Raw genomic sequence first — 16088 nt, forward strand, 5'->3', positions numbered from 1 at the left:
CGTCCGCCGCGGTCGCCACCACCGCCGGAACCGCCCCGCCGAGGTTGGCACCCAGCACCAGCGCCGCCGCCGTCTCCGCCCCGATCACCCCGGCCCCGGCCAGCGACCCGGCCAGCATCACCGTGGCGAGGCTGGAATGCACCGCCGCGGTCAGCGCCGCCGCGACGATCAGCGCGAACAGCGGCTCCCCGCCCAGCGCCTCCAGCATCGCCTGGACCAGGGCGGATTCGCGGACGGGCAGGGTGGCCGCCCCCAGCAGCTTCAGAGCCAGCAGCATCAGCCCGATGCCGACCAGGATGCGGGCCAGCGCCCGGCGCCCGCGGTGCTCCCCGCCCAGGGCGTGCAGCGCCCCGCCGATCAGCAGCAGGCTGGGCGACAGCCAGTGCAGATCGACGGCGAGCAGCCGGGCGACGAGGCTGGTCCCGACGTCGGCGCCCAGCATCACCGCCAGGGCCATCGCCGTGGTCATGAAACCCTGCCCGGCCATGGAGGCGGTCATCAGGGCGGTGGCCGTGCTGCTCTGCACCGCGATGGTGGCGGCGACGCCGGCCAGGAAGGCGGCCAGCCGGTTGCGCGTGCCGTGGCCGACCCAGCGGCGGACCGCCGCCCCGCCCCAGCGGAAGACGCCCGTCCGCACCAGCCGCAGAGCCCACAGCAGCAGCGCCACGGCGCCGAGGATGTCGATCAGGACCAGGGTGGGCGAGACGGCAGCGGTCGAGATGGCGGACCTCCCGGCGTGTGGGCCTCAACAACAGGACGGCGGAGAATGGAGCGTCATGAAAACGTAACAATCGCCGGACGCAACCTGATCCCCCGCGAAAGGCGTATTTCTTTCGGGCAGGCCCCCTCCCGGCCGCTCACCCCCGCGTCACCAGCCGGATGCCCAGCGCCACCGGCAGGATGCCCAGCAGGTCCCAGGGCTGCACCGTCTCGCCCAGCAGCAGCCAACCGAACAGCATCCCCAGGGGCGGCATCAGGAAGTGATAGGCGCTGGCCTCCGTGGCGCTCGCCCGTTGCAGCAGGTGGAACCACAGCAGATAGCCGCCGATCGACACCACCAGCGCTTGATAGGCCAGGGAGCCGGCGAGGCTGGCGGTCAGCCGGATCGACCCGGCGTCCTCCAGCAGCAGCCCGGCGGGCAGCAGCGCCAGCCCGGCCACGAGAACCTGCACCCCGGTGCCGGCGAGCAGCCCCGCCCGCGGCGCCAGCCGCTTGAACAGCAGCGTCCCCGCCGACAGCGCCACCAGCGCCCCGACCGCCAGCGCGATCCCCAGCGGCGCGTCGGTTCCGCTGCCCAGCCGCCCGCGCACCACCAGCGCCACCCCGGCCACCCCCAGCGCCAGCCCCACCGCCTTGCGCCGGTTCATCGCCTCGCCCAGCAGCAGGGCGGCCAGCGCCGCGGTCAGCACCGGGTTCGCGCTGACGATCAGCGCCGTCAGGCCGGAGGACACCAGCGTCATGCCGCTGTAGCTCAGGCCCAGATAGAGCGCGTGGTTCAGCAATCCCAGCAGCCCCAGCAGGACGAACGTCCGCCCGCCGATGCCGCGGTACTCCCCCCGCCACGCCGCCAGACCGGCCAGCAGCACCCCGGCGATCAGGAAGCGGAAGGCCAGGAGGAGCAGCGGCGGGCAGTCGGCCAGCCCGATCTTCCCGGCGGCGAAGGCCGAACTCCAGGCGAGGCAGAAGGGCACGACCAGGGCGAGCGGCGCTGCCCGCGGGTCCGTGAGGGGCAGGGGGTGTGTGGCTGCGTGCGTCATGGCGGGTCCTCTCCCGTGCGTGGTTCTGCGCGTCGGGGGAAAGGATCGCACCGCCTCTTTCCATTTGGAAATTGGATGATATGATCCATTGCATTCGATATCTGAATGGTCGATCCGATGCGCGAGATGGATCTGGGCCTGCTGCGCACCTTCGTGTCGGTGGTGGACTCCGGCGGCTTCACGCGGGCGGGGGAGCGGGTGCACAAGACGCAATCGACGGTCAGCCAGCAGATCCGCCGGCTGGAGGAGCAGGTCGGGCTGCCGCTTCTCGACCGCAACAGCCGCGCCGTCACGCTGACCGACGACGGCGAGCGGCTGCTCGGCTACGCCCGGCGGCTGCTGGCGCTGAACGACGAGGCGAACGCGGTGCTGTCCGGGCGCCCGGCGGCGGAGGTGGTGCGGCTCGGCGTGCCGGAGGATTACGCGGTGGAGCGGCTGCCCCGCCTGCTTGCCGGTTTCGCGCGGGAGAACCGCCGGCTGCGGCTGGACGTGCGCTGCGACCTGTCGGTGCGGCTGCGCGCGGATGTGGAGGCCGGCGACCTCGACATCGCCCTGGTGAAGCAGGAGCCGGGCCGCCCCGGCGCGCTCCACACCTGGAGGGAGCCGCTCTGCTGGGTCGGCCCGGCGGCGGAGGATCTGCACCGCGAGGACCCGCTGCCGCTGGTGCTGTTCCCGCAGGGCTGCGTCTACCGCAACCGCGCGGTGCACGAGCTGGAGCGTGCCGGGCGGCGCTGGCGGGTGGCCTATTCCAGCCCCAACCACGCCGGGGTGCGCGCCGCGGTCTCCGGCGGGCTTGGCGTCAGCGTGCTTCCCCACAGCGCCCTGCCGCCCGGCGCCCGTTTCCTGGGGGTGGCGGACGGGTTGCCGGCGCTGCCGGAGACGGAGCTGGCTCTGCTGATCGGAAGCGCGGCGCGGGGGACGGGGGTGGAACTGGTGACCGGGCTGCTGACCGGCGGTCTTCCGGAACCGGTGTGGGCGTGAGGAGGGCGGCGAGGATGGTTTCGGCCACCGCATCGGGGGTGGCGAGGATGTCGGTGTTCCAGATGCGCAGCGCCCGCCAGCCGAGACCGGCCAGGATGCGGTTCCGCCGCTCGTCGCGGCCGGAGCCGTTGTGCCGGCCGCCTCGACCGCGAGCCGGGGCTCGACGCAGGCGAAATCAAGAATGAAGGGCGGCACCGGGGGCTGGCGGCGGAAGCGGTGTCCGGCGATTTGGCGGCCCCGGAGGAGGGACCAGAGCTTGCGTTCGGCGTCGGTGGGGGTGCCCGGCGCAACCACTCCCCCGCACCACTCCCCCGCACCGTTGCACCCGTTCCCCAAAGCGCCATAGAACACGCCCGGGACCATATCCACGTATGGCGAGAACCAGGGCAGGGGAATCGGGCATGGCGCGACGGAGAAGCGGGTCACGGCAGGGCCGTCCCTTGACGCTGGGCGGGCTGGTCGCCGTTCTGCTGGTGCTGGCCGCGGTCTATGCGGCGGAGCGCTTCCACCTCGTCCCGCCCGGCACGCTGGATTCCATCCTGGGGGAGGAGAAGACCCAGCGCCCCCGCCCCATCCCGCGCCCCGTCCCGGACGCCAGCATCGATTACGCCGCGGTCACCGCCCAGCTCGACCGCATCCGGGTGACGGAGGAACGCCGCCGCGGCTATGTGCGGGAGGAGTGGCCGCACTGGCTGACGCTCGACGCCAAATGCCTGAACACGCGCGAGCAGGCGCTGATCCGCGATTCCGCGAAGCCGGCGAAGCTGTCGGCCAACGGCTGTTCCGTGCTGTCCGGCGTCTGGAACGATCCCTACACGGGGGAAACCTTCACCGACCCCAAGCAGGTGGACATCGACCACCGCGTCCCGCTGGAGGAAACATACGCCAGCGGCGGCTACGACTGGCCGCGGGAGAAGCGCGCCGCCTACGCCAACGATTTGACCGACCCGCTGACCCTCGTCACCGTCGCGGCGGCGGCCAACCGCGCCAAGGGGTCGAAGGGGCCGGAGGACTGGCTGCCGCCGCGGGAGGAGTACATCTGCGCCTATGTGGCGGGCTGGATCGCCGTCAAGGCGCGGTGGGAGCTGACCATGGACGAGCGGGAGCGCGTCACCGTCGGCAACATCCTCGCCGACTGCCGCCGCACCGCGGTGGGTGCGCGGCCCGCCCGCTGACCGGTGCCGGCGGCCATTTTCCAATGTCCCTTCTGGAACCTGTCCAAACTTGATAGAACTTTCGTCATGCAGCCATTCGTATGGAGTGGCGGCGGTTTGTCATAGTGGGGAATAGCGGAACATGGCGAGGGAACGCGGTCTGCGCACGACGGTGGCTTTGACCGGGGCCGTGCTGGTCCTGGGCGTCTCCGTCGTGCTGGCGGCGCTGACCGGCCTGCGTTCCCGCGAACGGATCGAGAGCGAGATCGGGCGCTCGCTCGCGGAGGCCGCCCACAACATGACCGACCGGCTGGACCGCTCCATGTGGTCGCGCGCCAGCGAGGTCGGCATGCTGGGCAAGCTCGGCATCGCGCCGGCGATGGACGATCCGGCCCGGCTGCGCTGGCTGCTGGACCAGTTTCAGGAATTCTTCCCGACCATCTCCTGGATGGGCGTGACCGACGCGACGGGCAAGGTGCTGGCGGCCACCGGGGGACTGCTGGACGGGATGGACATCTCCCAGCGCCCGGTCTTTCGCAACGGGCTGAAGGGGCAGTTCGTCGGCGACGTGCACGACGCGGTGATGCTGGCCTATCTGCTGCCGAACCCGACGGGCGAGGCCATGAAGTTCGTGGACATCTCCACGCCCGTGCGCAACGCCCGGGGCGAGGTGGTCGGCGTGCTGGCCACGCATCTCAGTTGGGAATGGACGCGGGAGATCCGCCGTTCCCTGCTGGACACCATGCGGGGGCGCGAAGGCTTGGAGCTGATCGTGGTCGCGGCGGACCGCACGGTGCTCCTCGGTCCCACGGAGATGCTGGGCACCAGCCTGGACATCGAGGCGGTGCGGCGCGCCCAGAAGAACGAGAGCGGCTGGGTGGTGGAGCAATGGCCGGACGGGCAGCGCTACCTCACCGGCTACGCCTTCGGCAACGGGCACCTGAAGTATCCGGGCCTGGGGTGGAGCGTGGTGGCCCGCCAGCCGCTGAAGGCCGCCTACGCGCCGGCCACCGCCCAGATGGCGGAAACGGTGCTGGCCGGCGGCGCCATGGTGCTGCTGTTCAGCGCGCTCGGCTGGCTGGCCGCGGGGCGGGTGACGCGACCGCTGCGCCGCATCGCCCAGGCGGCGGAGCGCATCCGCAACGGCGAGCGCGGGGCGGAAATGCCGGTGCTGGGCGGCACCGCCGAGATCACCTCGCTGTCGGCGACGCTGCGCGATCTGGTGGACGGGCTGACCCATCGCGACGCCGCCCTGGTGCGGCTGGAGGACATCGCCTATCAGGACCGGCTGACCGCCCTCCCGAACCGCCGCTATTTCGAGCAGTATGTGGAGGCCGCGACCTCCGGCACCGGCTCCGCCGCCTTCCTCTACATCGACCTGGACGGCTTCAAGCCGGTGAACGACCGTCTGGGCCATGACGCGGGCGACGTGGTGCTGTGTCAGGTCGGCGGACGGCTGGCCGCCTGTTTCCGCGGCGACGACGTGGTGGCCCGGCTGGGCGGCGACGAGTTCGCGGCGGTGCTGCCGTTCCGCACCGGGGCCGAACCGCCGGACCTGGACGGGCTGGCCCGCCGCATCATCGAGGCGGTGAACGAACCCGTCAGCACGAAGGGCGAGGCGGTGCGGGTCGGCTGCTCCATCGGCATCGCCCTGTGGCCGGCGGATTCCGCCGACGTGACGGAGGCTTTGCGCCGCGCCGATCAGGCGCTCTACCAGGCCAAGCGGGAGGGCCGCAACCGCGCCGTCCGCTGGACGGCCGATCTGCCCCCCGCCCCCGGCGAGGCCCAGGGCATAGCCGCGGAGGCCACGAGGACCGGGGTGTCGTAGGCCCCGCGGCCAAGCCACCGCCATGCGGGGAACCGCGTCCGGCGGGCGCCGGGAACGCGGTGGGTAAGGCGGTTGCACGCTGGAGCCACGGGCCGTTCCTGCCGTTTCATGTCCATCGAGCACGACTCGGACGGCCATGGCGGGAGAATGGAAGATGAGCCTCGACACCAAGGGACAGCGCGCCCGCATGCTTCGTCTGCTCGCCGTCGTCGAGCATTACGAGCGCAACAGCGCGGCAGGCGCGCAATTGATGCGGGGCACACGCTACGAACTGGCCGTCCAGGCCACCGACGTGAACGGCGACCGCTGCCTGTTCCCCGCCTGCGGCTGCGTCCAGGCCGACTGCTCCCGCCGCCCCGCCGCCGGCCCGCAGCTCACCTGGGGCGGACCGCGCAGCGGCTGGAAGATGCGCTAAGCAGGATTTCCGAGCTCCGCCCACACATGGGCAGGCTCGGAAATCCTGCAAAATCATAGAGTCCGCAGGTTTCAGTAATGGGGCGGGGGCGGTTCGTCCTGCGGGGCGCGGGACACGCCGGACTCCAGCTCCGCCACCCGGTCGCGCAGGCGGCGCATCTGCGCCGTCAGCAGGTCGATGGTCCGCCCCTGCTCGAACAGCACGGCGGACATCTCCTCGGCCATGCGCTCGTGATGGGCGAGGCGGGATTCCAGCTCGGTCAGGCGGCTTTCGGCGTCCATGGATGGCCCTGCGGTGGCGCGGAAGGGACAGAGCTTTAGAACCGCACCCCGGGGAAAGGCAAGATCAATGCAGCCGGTCCCTGGCGGCCACCCAGCGTTCGACGATCTGAAGCGCCTGCGGCACGTCCAGTTCCGGATGATGCCAGCGCAGCACCACGGTGGCGGCCTCCAGCGCGTGGCGGTCGGGGCGCCCGCAATCGACCAGTTCGCGGTAGGCGCGCTCGACCACGGGCCGGCAGCCGCAGACCGCGGCCTCGCAGGCGGCGAAACGCTCCGCCGGATCGCGCTCCGGCCCTGTTCTGCGCTCCGCCGCCATCAGGCCGTCTCCGGACCCTTGCGCTGGATGCGGCGCCCGAAGATCTCCAGCCGCTGCCCGATCATGTCGAAGCCGAGATGCCGGGCGATGCGGGTGACGGCGGCCTCCAGGTCGGGGTCCTGGAATTCCACCACCTCGCCGGTCTCGATGTCGATCAGATGATGGTGGTGGTCGCCGCGCGCCTCCTCGTAGCGGGCGCGCCCGTCGCCGAAATCGTGGCGCTGGATGATGCCGATCTCCTCGAACAGCCGCATCGAGCGGTAGACGGTCGCCAGGCTGATTCCGGTGTCGATCGCCGACGCGCGGCGGTAGACCTCCTCGACATCGGGGTGATCGGCGGATTCCGACAGGACGCGGGCGATGATCCGGCGCTGGCCGGTCATCTTCAACCCCCGCTCGGCGCACGCGCGTTCCAGCCGCGACGGCAGGGCTTCTTCGGGCGTAGTCACGGGGCCGGTCCTTTCCGATTCCTTCCCATCCCTCAAGAGATGGAGAGGACTAGGCATCAGGACAACAGGCAACCGCAAGACCTGGACAAAAGGCCCAGCCCGATCCCCTGACATTTGCCCATGGCATCGGCCTGGAGCGCTGCCAGGGGGCAGACGGACATCTCCTTAACGCCGTCCGTTCACCGCCCGATACCTCGGACGGCCCGGACGGGTTCCCCCACTGGAACGCCGCAACCCACCTTCCGCCACCGCGTTTTCGTCACGGGCGTTCGTACATGATGCAGACGCCGGAGGACAGGGACCGCTCAATGAAACCCAAGTTGTCCAATCACCGATCCATCCCCGCACTTTGCGCGTAGACGTTTCAAGCCGCCCATCCGTCAACATCTGCCGGGAAGACCGCGCACATGGATATGAGGACTCTTGTTGAGGACGACGGCGACACCATCGACATCGCACTGCGGCCCTTGGAAAATCCAAGCGAACTTAAGGAAGTTTGGACCGATCTGGAGCGGCGCGCCGACGGCTCCTTCTTCCTGAGCTGGCATTGGATCGGCAACTGGCTGGCCTCCCTGCCGCGCGGCGCGTCCCCTCACGCGCTGGTGGCGCGCCGCGGCGGGCGGGTCGTCGGGCTGGCGCTTCTGTGCCCGCGCACCCAGTGGCGCTTCGGCCTGCTGCGCACCCGCTGCTGGCTGCTGCACGAGACCGGGGACCGGGTCTTCGACCGGCTGTTCGTGGAGTACAACGGCATCCTCGCCGACCGGAGCTGCGCGAGCGCGGTGCTGGCCGCCTGCTTCGACTGGCTGGGCCACCGCCTGACCAATTGGGACGAGCTGGTGCTGGGCGGGCTGGAACCGGGCGCGGAAGCCGCGGTCCGGCGCGCGGCGCTGCGGCGCGGCCACACGTTGCAGGTCCAGGTCGCCGACCGTTGCCAATGGGTGGATCTGGAGGGGGTGCGCCGCCAGGGTGCGGGCTATCTCGCCAGCCTCGGCAAGAACACCCGCGCCGCGGTGCGCCGCGCCATGCGGCTCTATGCGGAGCGCGGCCCCCTGACCTACCGCGTGGCCGCGACGGCGGAGGAGGCGCTGGAGGATTTCCGCGCCATGGAGGTTCTGCATCAGGCGAGCTGGAACGCCCGCGGCCAGTCCGGGGCCTTCTCCAACCCGGCCTTCCGCCCCTTCCACGAGCGGCTGATCGCCACCGGCGTTCCGGCGGGGACGGTGCGGCTGTGCCGCGTCGGCGCCGGGGAGACGGTCGTCGGCTATCTCTACAATTTCGTCCATCGCGGGCGGGTGATGAACTACCAGGGCGGCTTCGCCTACGAGACCGACAACCGGCTGAAGCCCGGTCTGGTCAGCCACGTCCTGGCCATCGAGGACACGCTGGCCCGCGGCGAGGGCTGCTACGACTTCATGTCCACCCCGGCGGGGCACAAGCCGCTGCTGTCCAACGCCGAGCAGCCGATGAACTGGATCGCGCTCGGCCCCGACCGGCTGAGCCGCCAGATCGACACCCGGCTGCGCCGCGTCAAGGCCGGTCTGGCCGACCGGCTGAAGCGTCTGGCGCGCAGCCCGCTGCCCCTGATGAACCGCTGAACATGAACCGCCGATCATGAGCCGCTGACGCCCCAACCACAGGACCGCCGATGCGGCGGCTGGAGGATGCCGACATGCCGACCGGACACGCGAACGCCGCCAACATTCCCCCCGCCCTGGCCTGCGTGATGGGCGACATGGACATGGTGCGCCCGCTGGGGCTGGCCGGGCTGCGCTGCGCCGTGGTCACCCACCCCGGCGCCCCGGCCCTGCATTCCCGCTTCACCAGGGACGCGATCCTGTGGGACGACCCGGCCCGCAACCCGGACGGGCTGGTGGAGGTGATGATGGCCTTCGCCCGCGGCCAGCCGGAAAAGCCGGTGCTCTATTTCCAGGACGACACCCAGCTCCTTCTCGTCTCGCGCAACCGCGCCCGTCTGGCCGAGGGGTTCCGCTTCGCCATCGCCGACGCGGAGCTGGTCGAGGATCTGGTGGACAAGGGCCGGTTCCAGGCGCTGGCCGAGCGGCTGAACCTGCCGGTTCCGGCGACCCGCCGTCTCCATCCCACCCGCGAGGCCGCGCCGGACAGGGTGGATCTGCGCTTCCCGGTGATCGTCAAGCCGCTGACCCGCCGCCGTGTGTGGGACGAGGCGGACGGCTTCGCCAAGGCCATCCAGGTGAACTCCGCCGAGGAGCTTCGCGTCCTGTGGCCGCGGCTGGCGGCGGTCGGGCTGGACCTGCTGGTTCAGGAGATGATCCCCGGCCCGGAAACCCGGATCGAGAGCTACCACGTCTATGCGGACGAGCGCGGCGGCGTGGCCGGGGAGTTCACGGGGGCCAAGATCCGCACCCACCCGCTCGCCTACGGGCACAGCACCGCCCTGACCATCACCGACGCGCCGGACGTGGCGGCGCTGGGCCGCTCGCTGACCGAGCGGCTGGGCCTGCGCGGCGTCGCCAAGTTCGACTTCAAGCGCGCCCCGGACGGCTCGCTGCATCTGCTGGAGGTCAACCCGCGCTTCAACCTGTGGCACCATCTGGGGGCGGTGGCGGGGGTGAACCTGCCGGCGCTGGTCCATGCCGACCTGCTGGGCCTGCCCCGCCCGGCGGTGGGCAGGGCGCGGGCCGGCGCCCGCTGGTGCCACATCACCAAGGACCGGCTGGCCGCGAAGGAGAGCGGCCTGTCCATGGCCGCGTGGCTGCCCTGGGTGCTGGGCTGCGAGGCGAAGGCCATCGCGCTGGACGACCCCATGCCCTTCCTGCACAACCAGCTCGCCCGCTTCCTGCCGTCGCGCGCCCGGCATGGCGCACCGGACGGCGCGATGACGGCGCAGTGAGGGGGCCGCGGCGATGAGGATCGGCATCCTGTCGGACATCCACGCCAACCGGGAGGCGCTGGAAGCCACCCTGGCCGACATGCGCGCCGCCGGGGTGGAGCGCATCGTCTGCCTGGGCGACGTGGTGGGCTACAACACCGACCCGTCGCCCTGCATCGCCCTGCTGCGCGAGGCCGGGGCGGTCTGCGTCGCCGGCAACCACGACCGCGCGGTGACCCGCCAAATCCCGACGGACGGTTTCAGCGTCCGGGCGATCCGGGCCATCGCCTGGACGCGCAAGCGCCTGCCGCCCGAGGACGTCGCGTGGCTGTCGGCCCTGCCGCTGAAGACCAGCGTCGGCGACCAGCTCGTCGCCGTGCATGGGGCGCTGCATGTGGACCGGGGCTGCGAGCTGGTCCGGCTGAACAGCGAGGACCGGCTGCGGCGCACCGCGCAAGCCCTGCTCGCCCACCCCTCCGGCGCCCGCGTCTGCGCCTATGGGCACACGCACCGGCTGGGCATCCACGAGTATCGGAATGGAGAATTGTGGGAGCACGATCCCGGCACGGAGGTCGTCCTGCGCGGCGGTTCCTGCTATCTGCTCAACCCCGGCACGGTGGGAGAGCCGCGGACCGAGGAGAGGCGGGCGACCTACATCCTGTTCGACACGGGCCAGGGGACGGGCAAACGGACCGTGGCGGTGCGCCGGGTCGCCTACGACGAGCAGGCGGCCTTCGGAAAGACGCGGGAGGCGGGAATCGAGCCCCGCCGCCTGCTGTCGATTCCGGCGCCGGTGCGCTCCGCCCTTCAGGGCGGACTGCGGCGGGTGGGGCTGTACGAGATGGTGCGGCGGGTCATCAATTCCTGACCCGCCCGGTCATTGGACCGTCGCCAGCATCAGAAGCGACGCGCTGAGCGGCAGCAGTGCGAGCAGCAGCTTGAACATGGTCCCGGCCATCGTCGTCCCTGGAAGCGTCCTCTTCGGTGCGGGGACTGTAACCGGAAGCCGGGTAAATCTCTGTGACAAATCACACGGCGCATGCGGCAGGGCGGAAAAAAGCCCCGTCTTCGCAAACGGAATGTGCCTTCGGCACCCCTCATCCCAACCTTCTCCCCAGGGGGGAGAAGGGATAGGCATTCTGTCCGAGCGCATCCTCAATCTGAGTTCGGAGCCCTGGACGGGGGAGGGCAATCCTTCCATCGCGAGCCTTACGCCGGAGAGCGGTCCTTGTACTTCACGATGACGTACAGTGCGTGGATCATGCCCGGAATGTAGCCGAGCAGAGTCAGCAGCACGTTGATCCAGAACTGGGCGCCGAACCCCACCTGGAGGAAGACGCCCAAGGGCGGCAGCAGAAGCGCCAGTATGATGCGTATCAGGTCCATGCCGCGATAACGCGTCCGCCCCGCCCCAGGTTCCATCGCTCCCCGTTCAATCCGCTCAGCCCAGCAGGCCGATCTGGTCGAAGGGCAGGTGGTCGAACCCGTGCTGGTAGACCGCGGAGCCGGACGCCGGCGCGAAGTTGTCGTGCGCGGTGTCGGTGAATTGCGGATCGAGGGTGAAGGACCCCTTGTCGTAGCCGGCGGCCTGCCATTGCGCCAGCGTGCCGGTGGCGCCGCTCGCCATCACCTGCGGCCAGACCTGGAACAGCGCCTCGTTCGGATCGAGGTCCGCGTAGAAGTTGCCGGTGAAGGTCCCCGCCGTCTTCGGCCCGTCGATGGCGACGGCGCGCCCGTCCCCGGCGTCCACGATGTTCTGGGTGATGGTGTTGTTCGCCATCGGCGTGCCTTTCCAGCCGCCCCAGCCGACGCTCTGCTGCAGGCCGATCTGGGTGCCCAGGTTGTCGGCCAGGATGTTGTCGGTGACCGTGTTGTTCCAGCCGCCGTGCAGGAAGATGCCGCCGATGTTGTCGTGGACGACGTTGCCCTTCACCGTGGTGCCGCTGGTCCAGTCGTCCAGATAGATGCCCCAGCTCACCAGCTTCGCCGGGTCGAGGAAGGTGGGGGAGACCTTGCCGTCCCAGGTCACGTTGCCGAAGGCGGTGGTGCCCGACACCTCGTTGTAGGCGACCGTGTGGCCGGCCGGGTCCTGCTGGCGGTTGATCAGGTAGATGCCGCCGCCGTCGCTGGTTTCCTGGTTGGCGCCGACGATCTTGTTGTGGGTGATCGTCGCCCGGTAGGTGGCGTCGCCCGAGGACTGGACCGAGCCGACCGCGATGGCCTTGCCCGGCGTGTTCTCGATCTGGTTGTGGGTGATGGTGACGTCGTTGCTGCCGTTCACCCACAGCGCGTCGCCGCCGTGATCGACGGCGCTGGCGTGCTGGATCAGGTTGTCCGACACCGTGGTGAAGTTGGACCCGGCCTTGACGTAGACGGCCTCGCGCCCGGTCTCGGCGAAATGGTTGCCGGACACCGTGCTGTTGGCGCTGCCCTCCACCGTGACGCCGTAGCCGGTGTTGGTGACGGTGTTGTTCTTGAAGGTCAGCCCGGCGGCGTTGTTGGCGTAGACCGCGTGCCCGTCCGGCGTGCCGTCGGTCAGGGTCAGCCCCTCGATCGTCACGTTCTTGGCGCCGCCCAGCCCGATCAGCACGGGAAGCTGTGCCGCGACCACCTTGTGCCCGGCGACCGCCCCGCCGTCCGGTTTGAACAGGATCTGGTTGGACGCCTTGTCGAAGAACCACTCCTGCGCGGCGTCGAGCTGGTCCTTGCCGTTGAACAGGTAGAAGCGGCTGCCCGCCCCCAGCGCGTCGTAGGTGCCCTGGGCCAGCGTGATGGTGTTGCTGGCGTAGTCGATGCTCTTCACCGGCACGGTCACGTTGTCGTAGCCGTGCTGGCTGAAGACGCTGACCATCAGCCCGTCCGTGCTGGAGTAGGTGGGCAGCGAACCCGCCTTGAAGCCGAACTGGGTGTAGGGATCACCCCCGGCCTTGGTGGCGATCAGCCAGCCGCCGTCGATGGGGTGGCTGGGGTCGGCGTTGGGCGTGCGGGCCACGGTCTGCCGGCCGCCGTCCATCGACAGGTCCAGCACGGCCTTCGAGCCGGCGGGAAGCTGCGCGCTGTAGAGGCCGTTGCCGCGCGACACCCAGTTGCCGACCAGCGAGCCGCCATGGAAGACCGGCGTCTCGCTGCCGTAGGCGGCGAAGCGGACGCCGCTGTCCTGGCCGTCCAGCCAGAGCATGTCCTTCATGTAGTAGTCGCCGCCGCGGATGTAGGTCACGTCGATGTCCGGGTTGGCGCGCATGGCGTCGCGGGCGCCGGTCAGCGTGGCCTTCGGCCCGTCGGTGCCGTCCGCGTTGGGGGCGGCCAGCTTGCCGGACCAACTGTCCTTGCCGTTGGTCGCCACGAAGATCGCCGGCCCGGTCGGGGCGGGGGCCGGCGTGGGAGCCGGGGTGGGGGTGGCCGTGCCGGTCGGGAAGAAGCTCTTGTCGGCGTCGACCACCAGCGTGCCGTTCCACCACAGGCCGGACTGGCCCTTCACCACGTCCTTGCCGTCGAGCGCGCCCTTGTCGTAGGTGACGATGGAGTCGGTGGACGCGACCGCCTTGCCGTTGATGGTCACCTTGTTGACGATCAGCGAGCGGTCCTGCCCGTTCACCACGGCGTCGTTGTCGTACTGGATCTGCACCTTGTGCGCCTGATCCGGCGTGACGTTGGCGGTGAAGGAATAATCCTTGGCCGACGTGCCGGCCACGCCCTCCCCGACCTTCTTACCGTCCACCAGAAGGTTGAAATGGGCGTTCACCCCGCCCGCCGCGATGCCCTGCGCGGTCACGACGACGGTGGAGGTCCCGGCGGCCGGCGCCGCCGGGGCGGGGAAGTCGGAAGCCGGGGTGTCCACCACCAGCGTGCCGTTCCACCACAGGCCGGACTGGCCCTTCACCACGTCCTTCCCGTCGAGCGCGCCCTTGTCGTAGGTGACGTTGGCGTCGGTCGGCTTGTGGGTCTTGCCGTTGATGGTGACCCCGCTGACGATCAGCGAGCGGTCCTGGCCGTTCGCCATCCCGTCGTTGTCGTATTGGATCTGCACCTTGTGCGCCTGATCCGCGGTGACCGGCACCGTGAAGCTGTAGGCGGCCGGGCTGGTGGCGTTCACGGTTGCCTGACCCACCGCGACGCCGTCGATCAGCAGGCGGAAGTGCGGCCAGATGCCTCCGGCGGACTGCCCAGAGGCGTTCACGACAATCTTGGCGTCGGTCTTGCCCGTGGTGGTCGAAGCCATTGGATGGTTCCCTCGCTCTCATGCTCAACAGCCGCGAGCATGGCGGGGCTGGCCGGACATTTGTGCGCCATTTTGATAACAGGCGACGGCCCCCGGGTCCGTGCTTCTATCCGCCACCGCCTATGACGGGAGAGGCGGCCGAACGGGAGTGATACGCACGAAAGCGCAGGCTCCCCCGGATTAAAGCGAAGCCTTACGTGTTGATGGCTTATACGGAACCAAGAGGCAGATTACCCATGAAGAAGATCGCTGTGACCGCATTTGTCGCCCTGTCGCTGGCCGCCTGTTCGCAGAGCGGCGGCGGTTTCGGGACCAAGCAGACGGTCGGCGCGCTCGGCGGCGCTGCGGCCGGCGGCGTGATCGGTTCGCAGTTCGGCGGCGGCACCGGCAAGCTGATCACCACCGGCGTGGGCACGCTGCTCGGCGCCTATCTGGGCAGCGAGCTCGGCCAGTCGCTCGACCGCGCGGACGAGGGCTACGCCCAGCGCGCCGCCACCCAGGCCTATGCGGCGCCGATCGGCTCGACCATCCAGTGGAACAACCCGGAATCGGGCAACCGCGGCACCATCACCCCGGTCCGCGACGGCCGCGACAACTCCGGCAACTATTGCCGCGAGTACCAGCAGACCGTCTATGTCGGCGGCAAGGCCGAGCGGGCCAACGGCACCGCCTGCCAGCAGCCGGACGGAAGCTGGCGCATCGTGTCCTAACCGGGCACGCCCCCGTCCCCGCCGTCCGTCCCGCGCACGAGCGGGGACGGCGGGCAGGGGCGGGAGCCCCGTCACGGGGCGGTAAGGGCGGTCAGAAGGATCGCCACCTGCTTGGTGTGCGGGCTGACGGCGATGATCTCCCAGGCAGCACCGGACTCCGCCGCATATTCCATGAAGGCCCGGTATTCGTCCTCGCGCCATGTCCGGTTGCCGATGAACTCGTCGAAGACCAGCACCGACCCCGGACGGAAGCGGGGCGCCAGGGCGGTCAGCACCGTCCGCGCCGACGAATAGATGTCGCTGTCCACATTGACGAAGCGCACCGGACCGCTGTGAGCCGCCAGGAAGGGCGGCAGCGTGTCCTCGAACCAGCCCGCGTGCAGCACCGCGTTGTCCCGCACCGGCGGCAGCCGCCGGCCCGTGCTGAGCACGCCGCGCGGCGCGTTCACCCAGCCCTCCGGCAGCCCCTCGAACGAATCGAAGCCGTGGACGGCCTGCCCGGCCGCCGCGGCGATCTGATTCAGCGAGGTGCCGCGGCGCACCCCGAACTCCAGCACCAGACCGGGCACCGCCGCCCGGTCCAGCGCGAATCGCAGCAGCTCCGCCCCCACGCCGAACAGCCGGACGTCCGGGGCGAGGTGCGGGCGGATCGCCGTCACCGCCTCGACCAGGGCCAGACGCTTCGGCTGCCCGGCCAGTTTCTCGCCATACAGCGCCTCCGCCTCGCCGTCGCGGCCCAGAAGCAGCAGATAGGCGCACAGGAAGCCCCAGTATTTGCCCGCCGCACCGGGGCATTCGGCGGCCCGGCGCAGGCGGCGCAGAGCGTCCTCCACCCCGTTCAGGCCCAGCGCCGCGGCGTGGCTGCCGAACCACGCCGCGGCGTGCTCCGGATCGTCGGCCAGCCGCTCGTCGAAAATGGCCAGCGCGCCGGCGGCGTCGCCGAGATGGGCGAGGCTGACCGCCCGCTCATAGAGGATGTCCGCCGACCGGTTGCCGGCGGCCAGCGCCTCCCCGGTCACCCGGAGCGCCTCGTCACCAGGACGATCCAGGCCGGATAATCCACCGGCGACAGCCGCGGGTCGGGCGGGGCCGCCAGCACCAGGGTCCAGCGCCGCCCCCCCACCGCC

At 70.5% G+C, this 16088-nt stretch carries 16 protein-coding genes and 1 pseudogene; 8 read left to right on the forward strand and 9 right to left on the reverse strand.

Annotated elements, in window-relative coordinates:
• Nucleotides 1–667, reverse strand: a 667-nt coding sequence (locus QSG27_RS21435; RefSeq protein ID WP_306709695.1) for a Na/Pi symporter, incomplete at its 3' end; no start/stop codon positions are given.
• Nucleotides 668–857: 190 nt separating this feature from the next.
• Nucleotides 858–1757 (reverse strand): DMT family transporter, encoded by a 900-nt coding sequence (locus QSG27_RS21440; protein WP_306709726.1) that lies wholly within the window; start codon nt 1755–1757, stop codon nt 858–860.
• Nucleotides 1758–1862: 105 nt separating this feature from the next.
• Between QSG27_RS21440 and QSG27_RS21445 the strand changes: the two genes are divergently transcribed.
• Nucleotides 1863–2738, forward strand: a complete 876-nt coding sequence (locus QSG27_RS21445; protein WP_306709697.1) for a LysR substrate-binding domain-containing protein — start codon at nt 1863–1865, stop codon at nt 2736–2738.
• A 61-nt stretch (nt 2739–2799) separates the two neighbouring features.
• On the opposite strand, the pseudogene QSG27_RS29295 reads toward QSG27_RS21445, so the two are convergent.
• Nucleotides 2800–3101: pseudogene (locus QSG27_RS29295) on the reverse strand (endonuclease domain-containing protein); the annotation flags it as partial.
• Nucleotides 3102–3139: 38 nt separating this feature from the next.
• On the opposite strand from QSG27_RS29295, the gene QSG27_RS21460 reads away from it, so the two are divergent.
• The 3 genes from QSG27_RS21460 (at nt 3140) to QSG27_RS21470 (ending at nt 6135) form a co-directional block, all read left to right on the forward strand.
• On the forward strand, nt 3140–3913 hold the full coding sequence (locus QSG27_RS21460; protein ID WP_306709699.1) for an HNH endonuclease family protein: 774 nt from the start codon (nt 3140–3142) through the stop codon (nt 3911–3913).
• A 121-nt stretch (nt 3914–4034) separates the two neighbouring features.
• The gene (locus QSG27_RS21465; RefSeq protein WP_306709701.1) at nt 4035–5720 is read left to right on the forward strand and encodes a sensor domain-containing diguanylate cyclase; all 1686 of its coding nucleotides are present in this window, start codon (nt 4035–4037) and stop codon (nt 5718–5720) included.
• A 154-nt stretch (nt 5721–5874) separates the two neighbouring features.
• Nucleotides 5875–6135: a hypothetical protein gene (locus QSG27_RS21470; protein WP_306709702.1), complete on the forward strand. Its 261-nt coding sequence runs from the start codon at nt 5875–5877 to the stop codon at nt 6133–6135.
• A gap of 71 nt (nt 6136–6206) precedes the next feature.
• Here QSG27_RS21470 and QSG27_RS21475 read toward each other — a convergent pair whose 3' ends face one another.
• From QSG27_RS21475 to QSG27_RS21485, 3 genes are all read right to left on the reverse strand, one after another.
• A complete protein-coding gene (locus QSG27_RS21475) occupies nt 6207–6416 on the reverse strand; it encodes a SlyX family protein (protein ID WP_306709704.1) in 210 nt (69 codons plus the stop codon).
• A gap of 64 nt (nt 6417–6480) precedes the next feature.
• On the reverse strand, nt 6481–6732 hold the full coding sequence (locus tag QSG27_RS21480) for a hypothetical protein (RefSeq protein ID WP_306709706.1): 252 nt from the start codon (nt 6730–6732) through the stop codon (nt 6481–6483).
• Nucleotides 6732–7160: a Fur family transcriptional regulator gene (locus tag QSG27_RS21485; protein WP_407653253.1), complete on the reverse strand. Its 429-nt coding sequence runs from the start codon at nt 7158–7160 to the stop codon at nt 6732–6734. Before QSG27_RS21485 ends, QSG27_RS21480 begins: the two co-directional genes overlap by 1 nt.
• A 434-nt stretch (nt 7161–7594) precedes the next feature.
• On the opposite strand from QSG27_RS21485, the gene QSG27_RS21490 reads away from it, so the two are divergent.
• From QSG27_RS21490 to QSG27_RS21500, 3 genes are all read left to right on the forward strand, one after another.
• Complete coding sequence (locus tag QSG27_RS21490) at nt 7595–8776, forward strand: GNAT family N-acetyltransferase (protein ID WP_306709710.1); 1182 nt, start codon at nt 7595–7597, stop codon at nt 8774–8776.
• Between the two features lie 74 nt (nt 8777–8850).
• Nucleotides 8851–10053: a carboxylate--amine ligase gene (locus QSG27_RS21495; RefSeq protein ID WP_306709712.1), complete on the forward strand. Its 1203-nt coding sequence runs from the start codon at nt 8851–8853 to the stop codon at nt 10051–10053.
• Between the two features lie 13 nt (nt 10054–10066).
• Complete coding sequence (locus tag QSG27_RS21500; protein WP_306709714.1) at nt 10067–10900, forward strand: metallophosphoesterase family protein; 834 nt, start codon at nt 10067–10069, stop codon at nt 10898–10900.
• A 341-nt stretch (nt 10901–11241) separates the two neighbouring features.
• Here QSG27_RS21500 and QSG27_RS21505 read toward each other — a convergent pair whose 3' ends face one another.
• The gene (locus QSG27_RS21505) at nt 11242–11418 is read right to left on the reverse strand and encodes a YqaE/Pmp3 family membrane protein (protein ID WP_306709716.1); all 177 of its coding nucleotides are present in this window, start codon (nt 11416–11418) and stop codon (nt 11242–11244) included.
• A gap of 55 nt (nt 11419–11473) precedes the next feature.
• A complete protein-coding gene (locus QSG27_RS21510) occupies nt 11474–14251 on the reverse strand; it encodes a carbohydrate-binding domain-containing protein (RefSeq protein WP_306709720.1) in 2778 nt (925 codons plus the stop codon).
• Between the two features lie 236 nt (nt 14252–14487).
• Between QSG27_RS21510 and QSG27_RS21515 the strand changes: the two genes are divergently transcribed.
• A complete protein-coding gene (locus tag QSG27_RS21515) occupies nt 14488–14961 on the forward strand; it encodes an RT0821/Lpp0805 family surface protein (RefSeq protein ID WP_306709721.1) in 474 nt (157 codons plus the stop codon).
• Nucleotides 14962–15032: 71 nt separating this feature from the next.
• Here QSG27_RS21515 and QSG27_RS21520 read toward each other — a convergent pair whose 3' ends face one another.
• A complete protein-coding gene (locus tag QSG27_RS21520; RefSeq protein ID WP_306709723.1) occupies nt 15033–15980 on the reverse strand; it encodes a class I SAM-dependent methyltransferase in 948 nt (315 codons plus the stop codon).
• Nucleotides 15981–16088 lie beyond the last annotated feature (108 nt).

This window comes from Azospirillum isscasi, from assembly GCF_030849505.1.
Classification (GTDB): Bacteria; Pseudomonadota; Alphaproteobacteria; order Azospirillales; family Azospirillaceae; genus Azospirillum; species Azospirillum isscasi.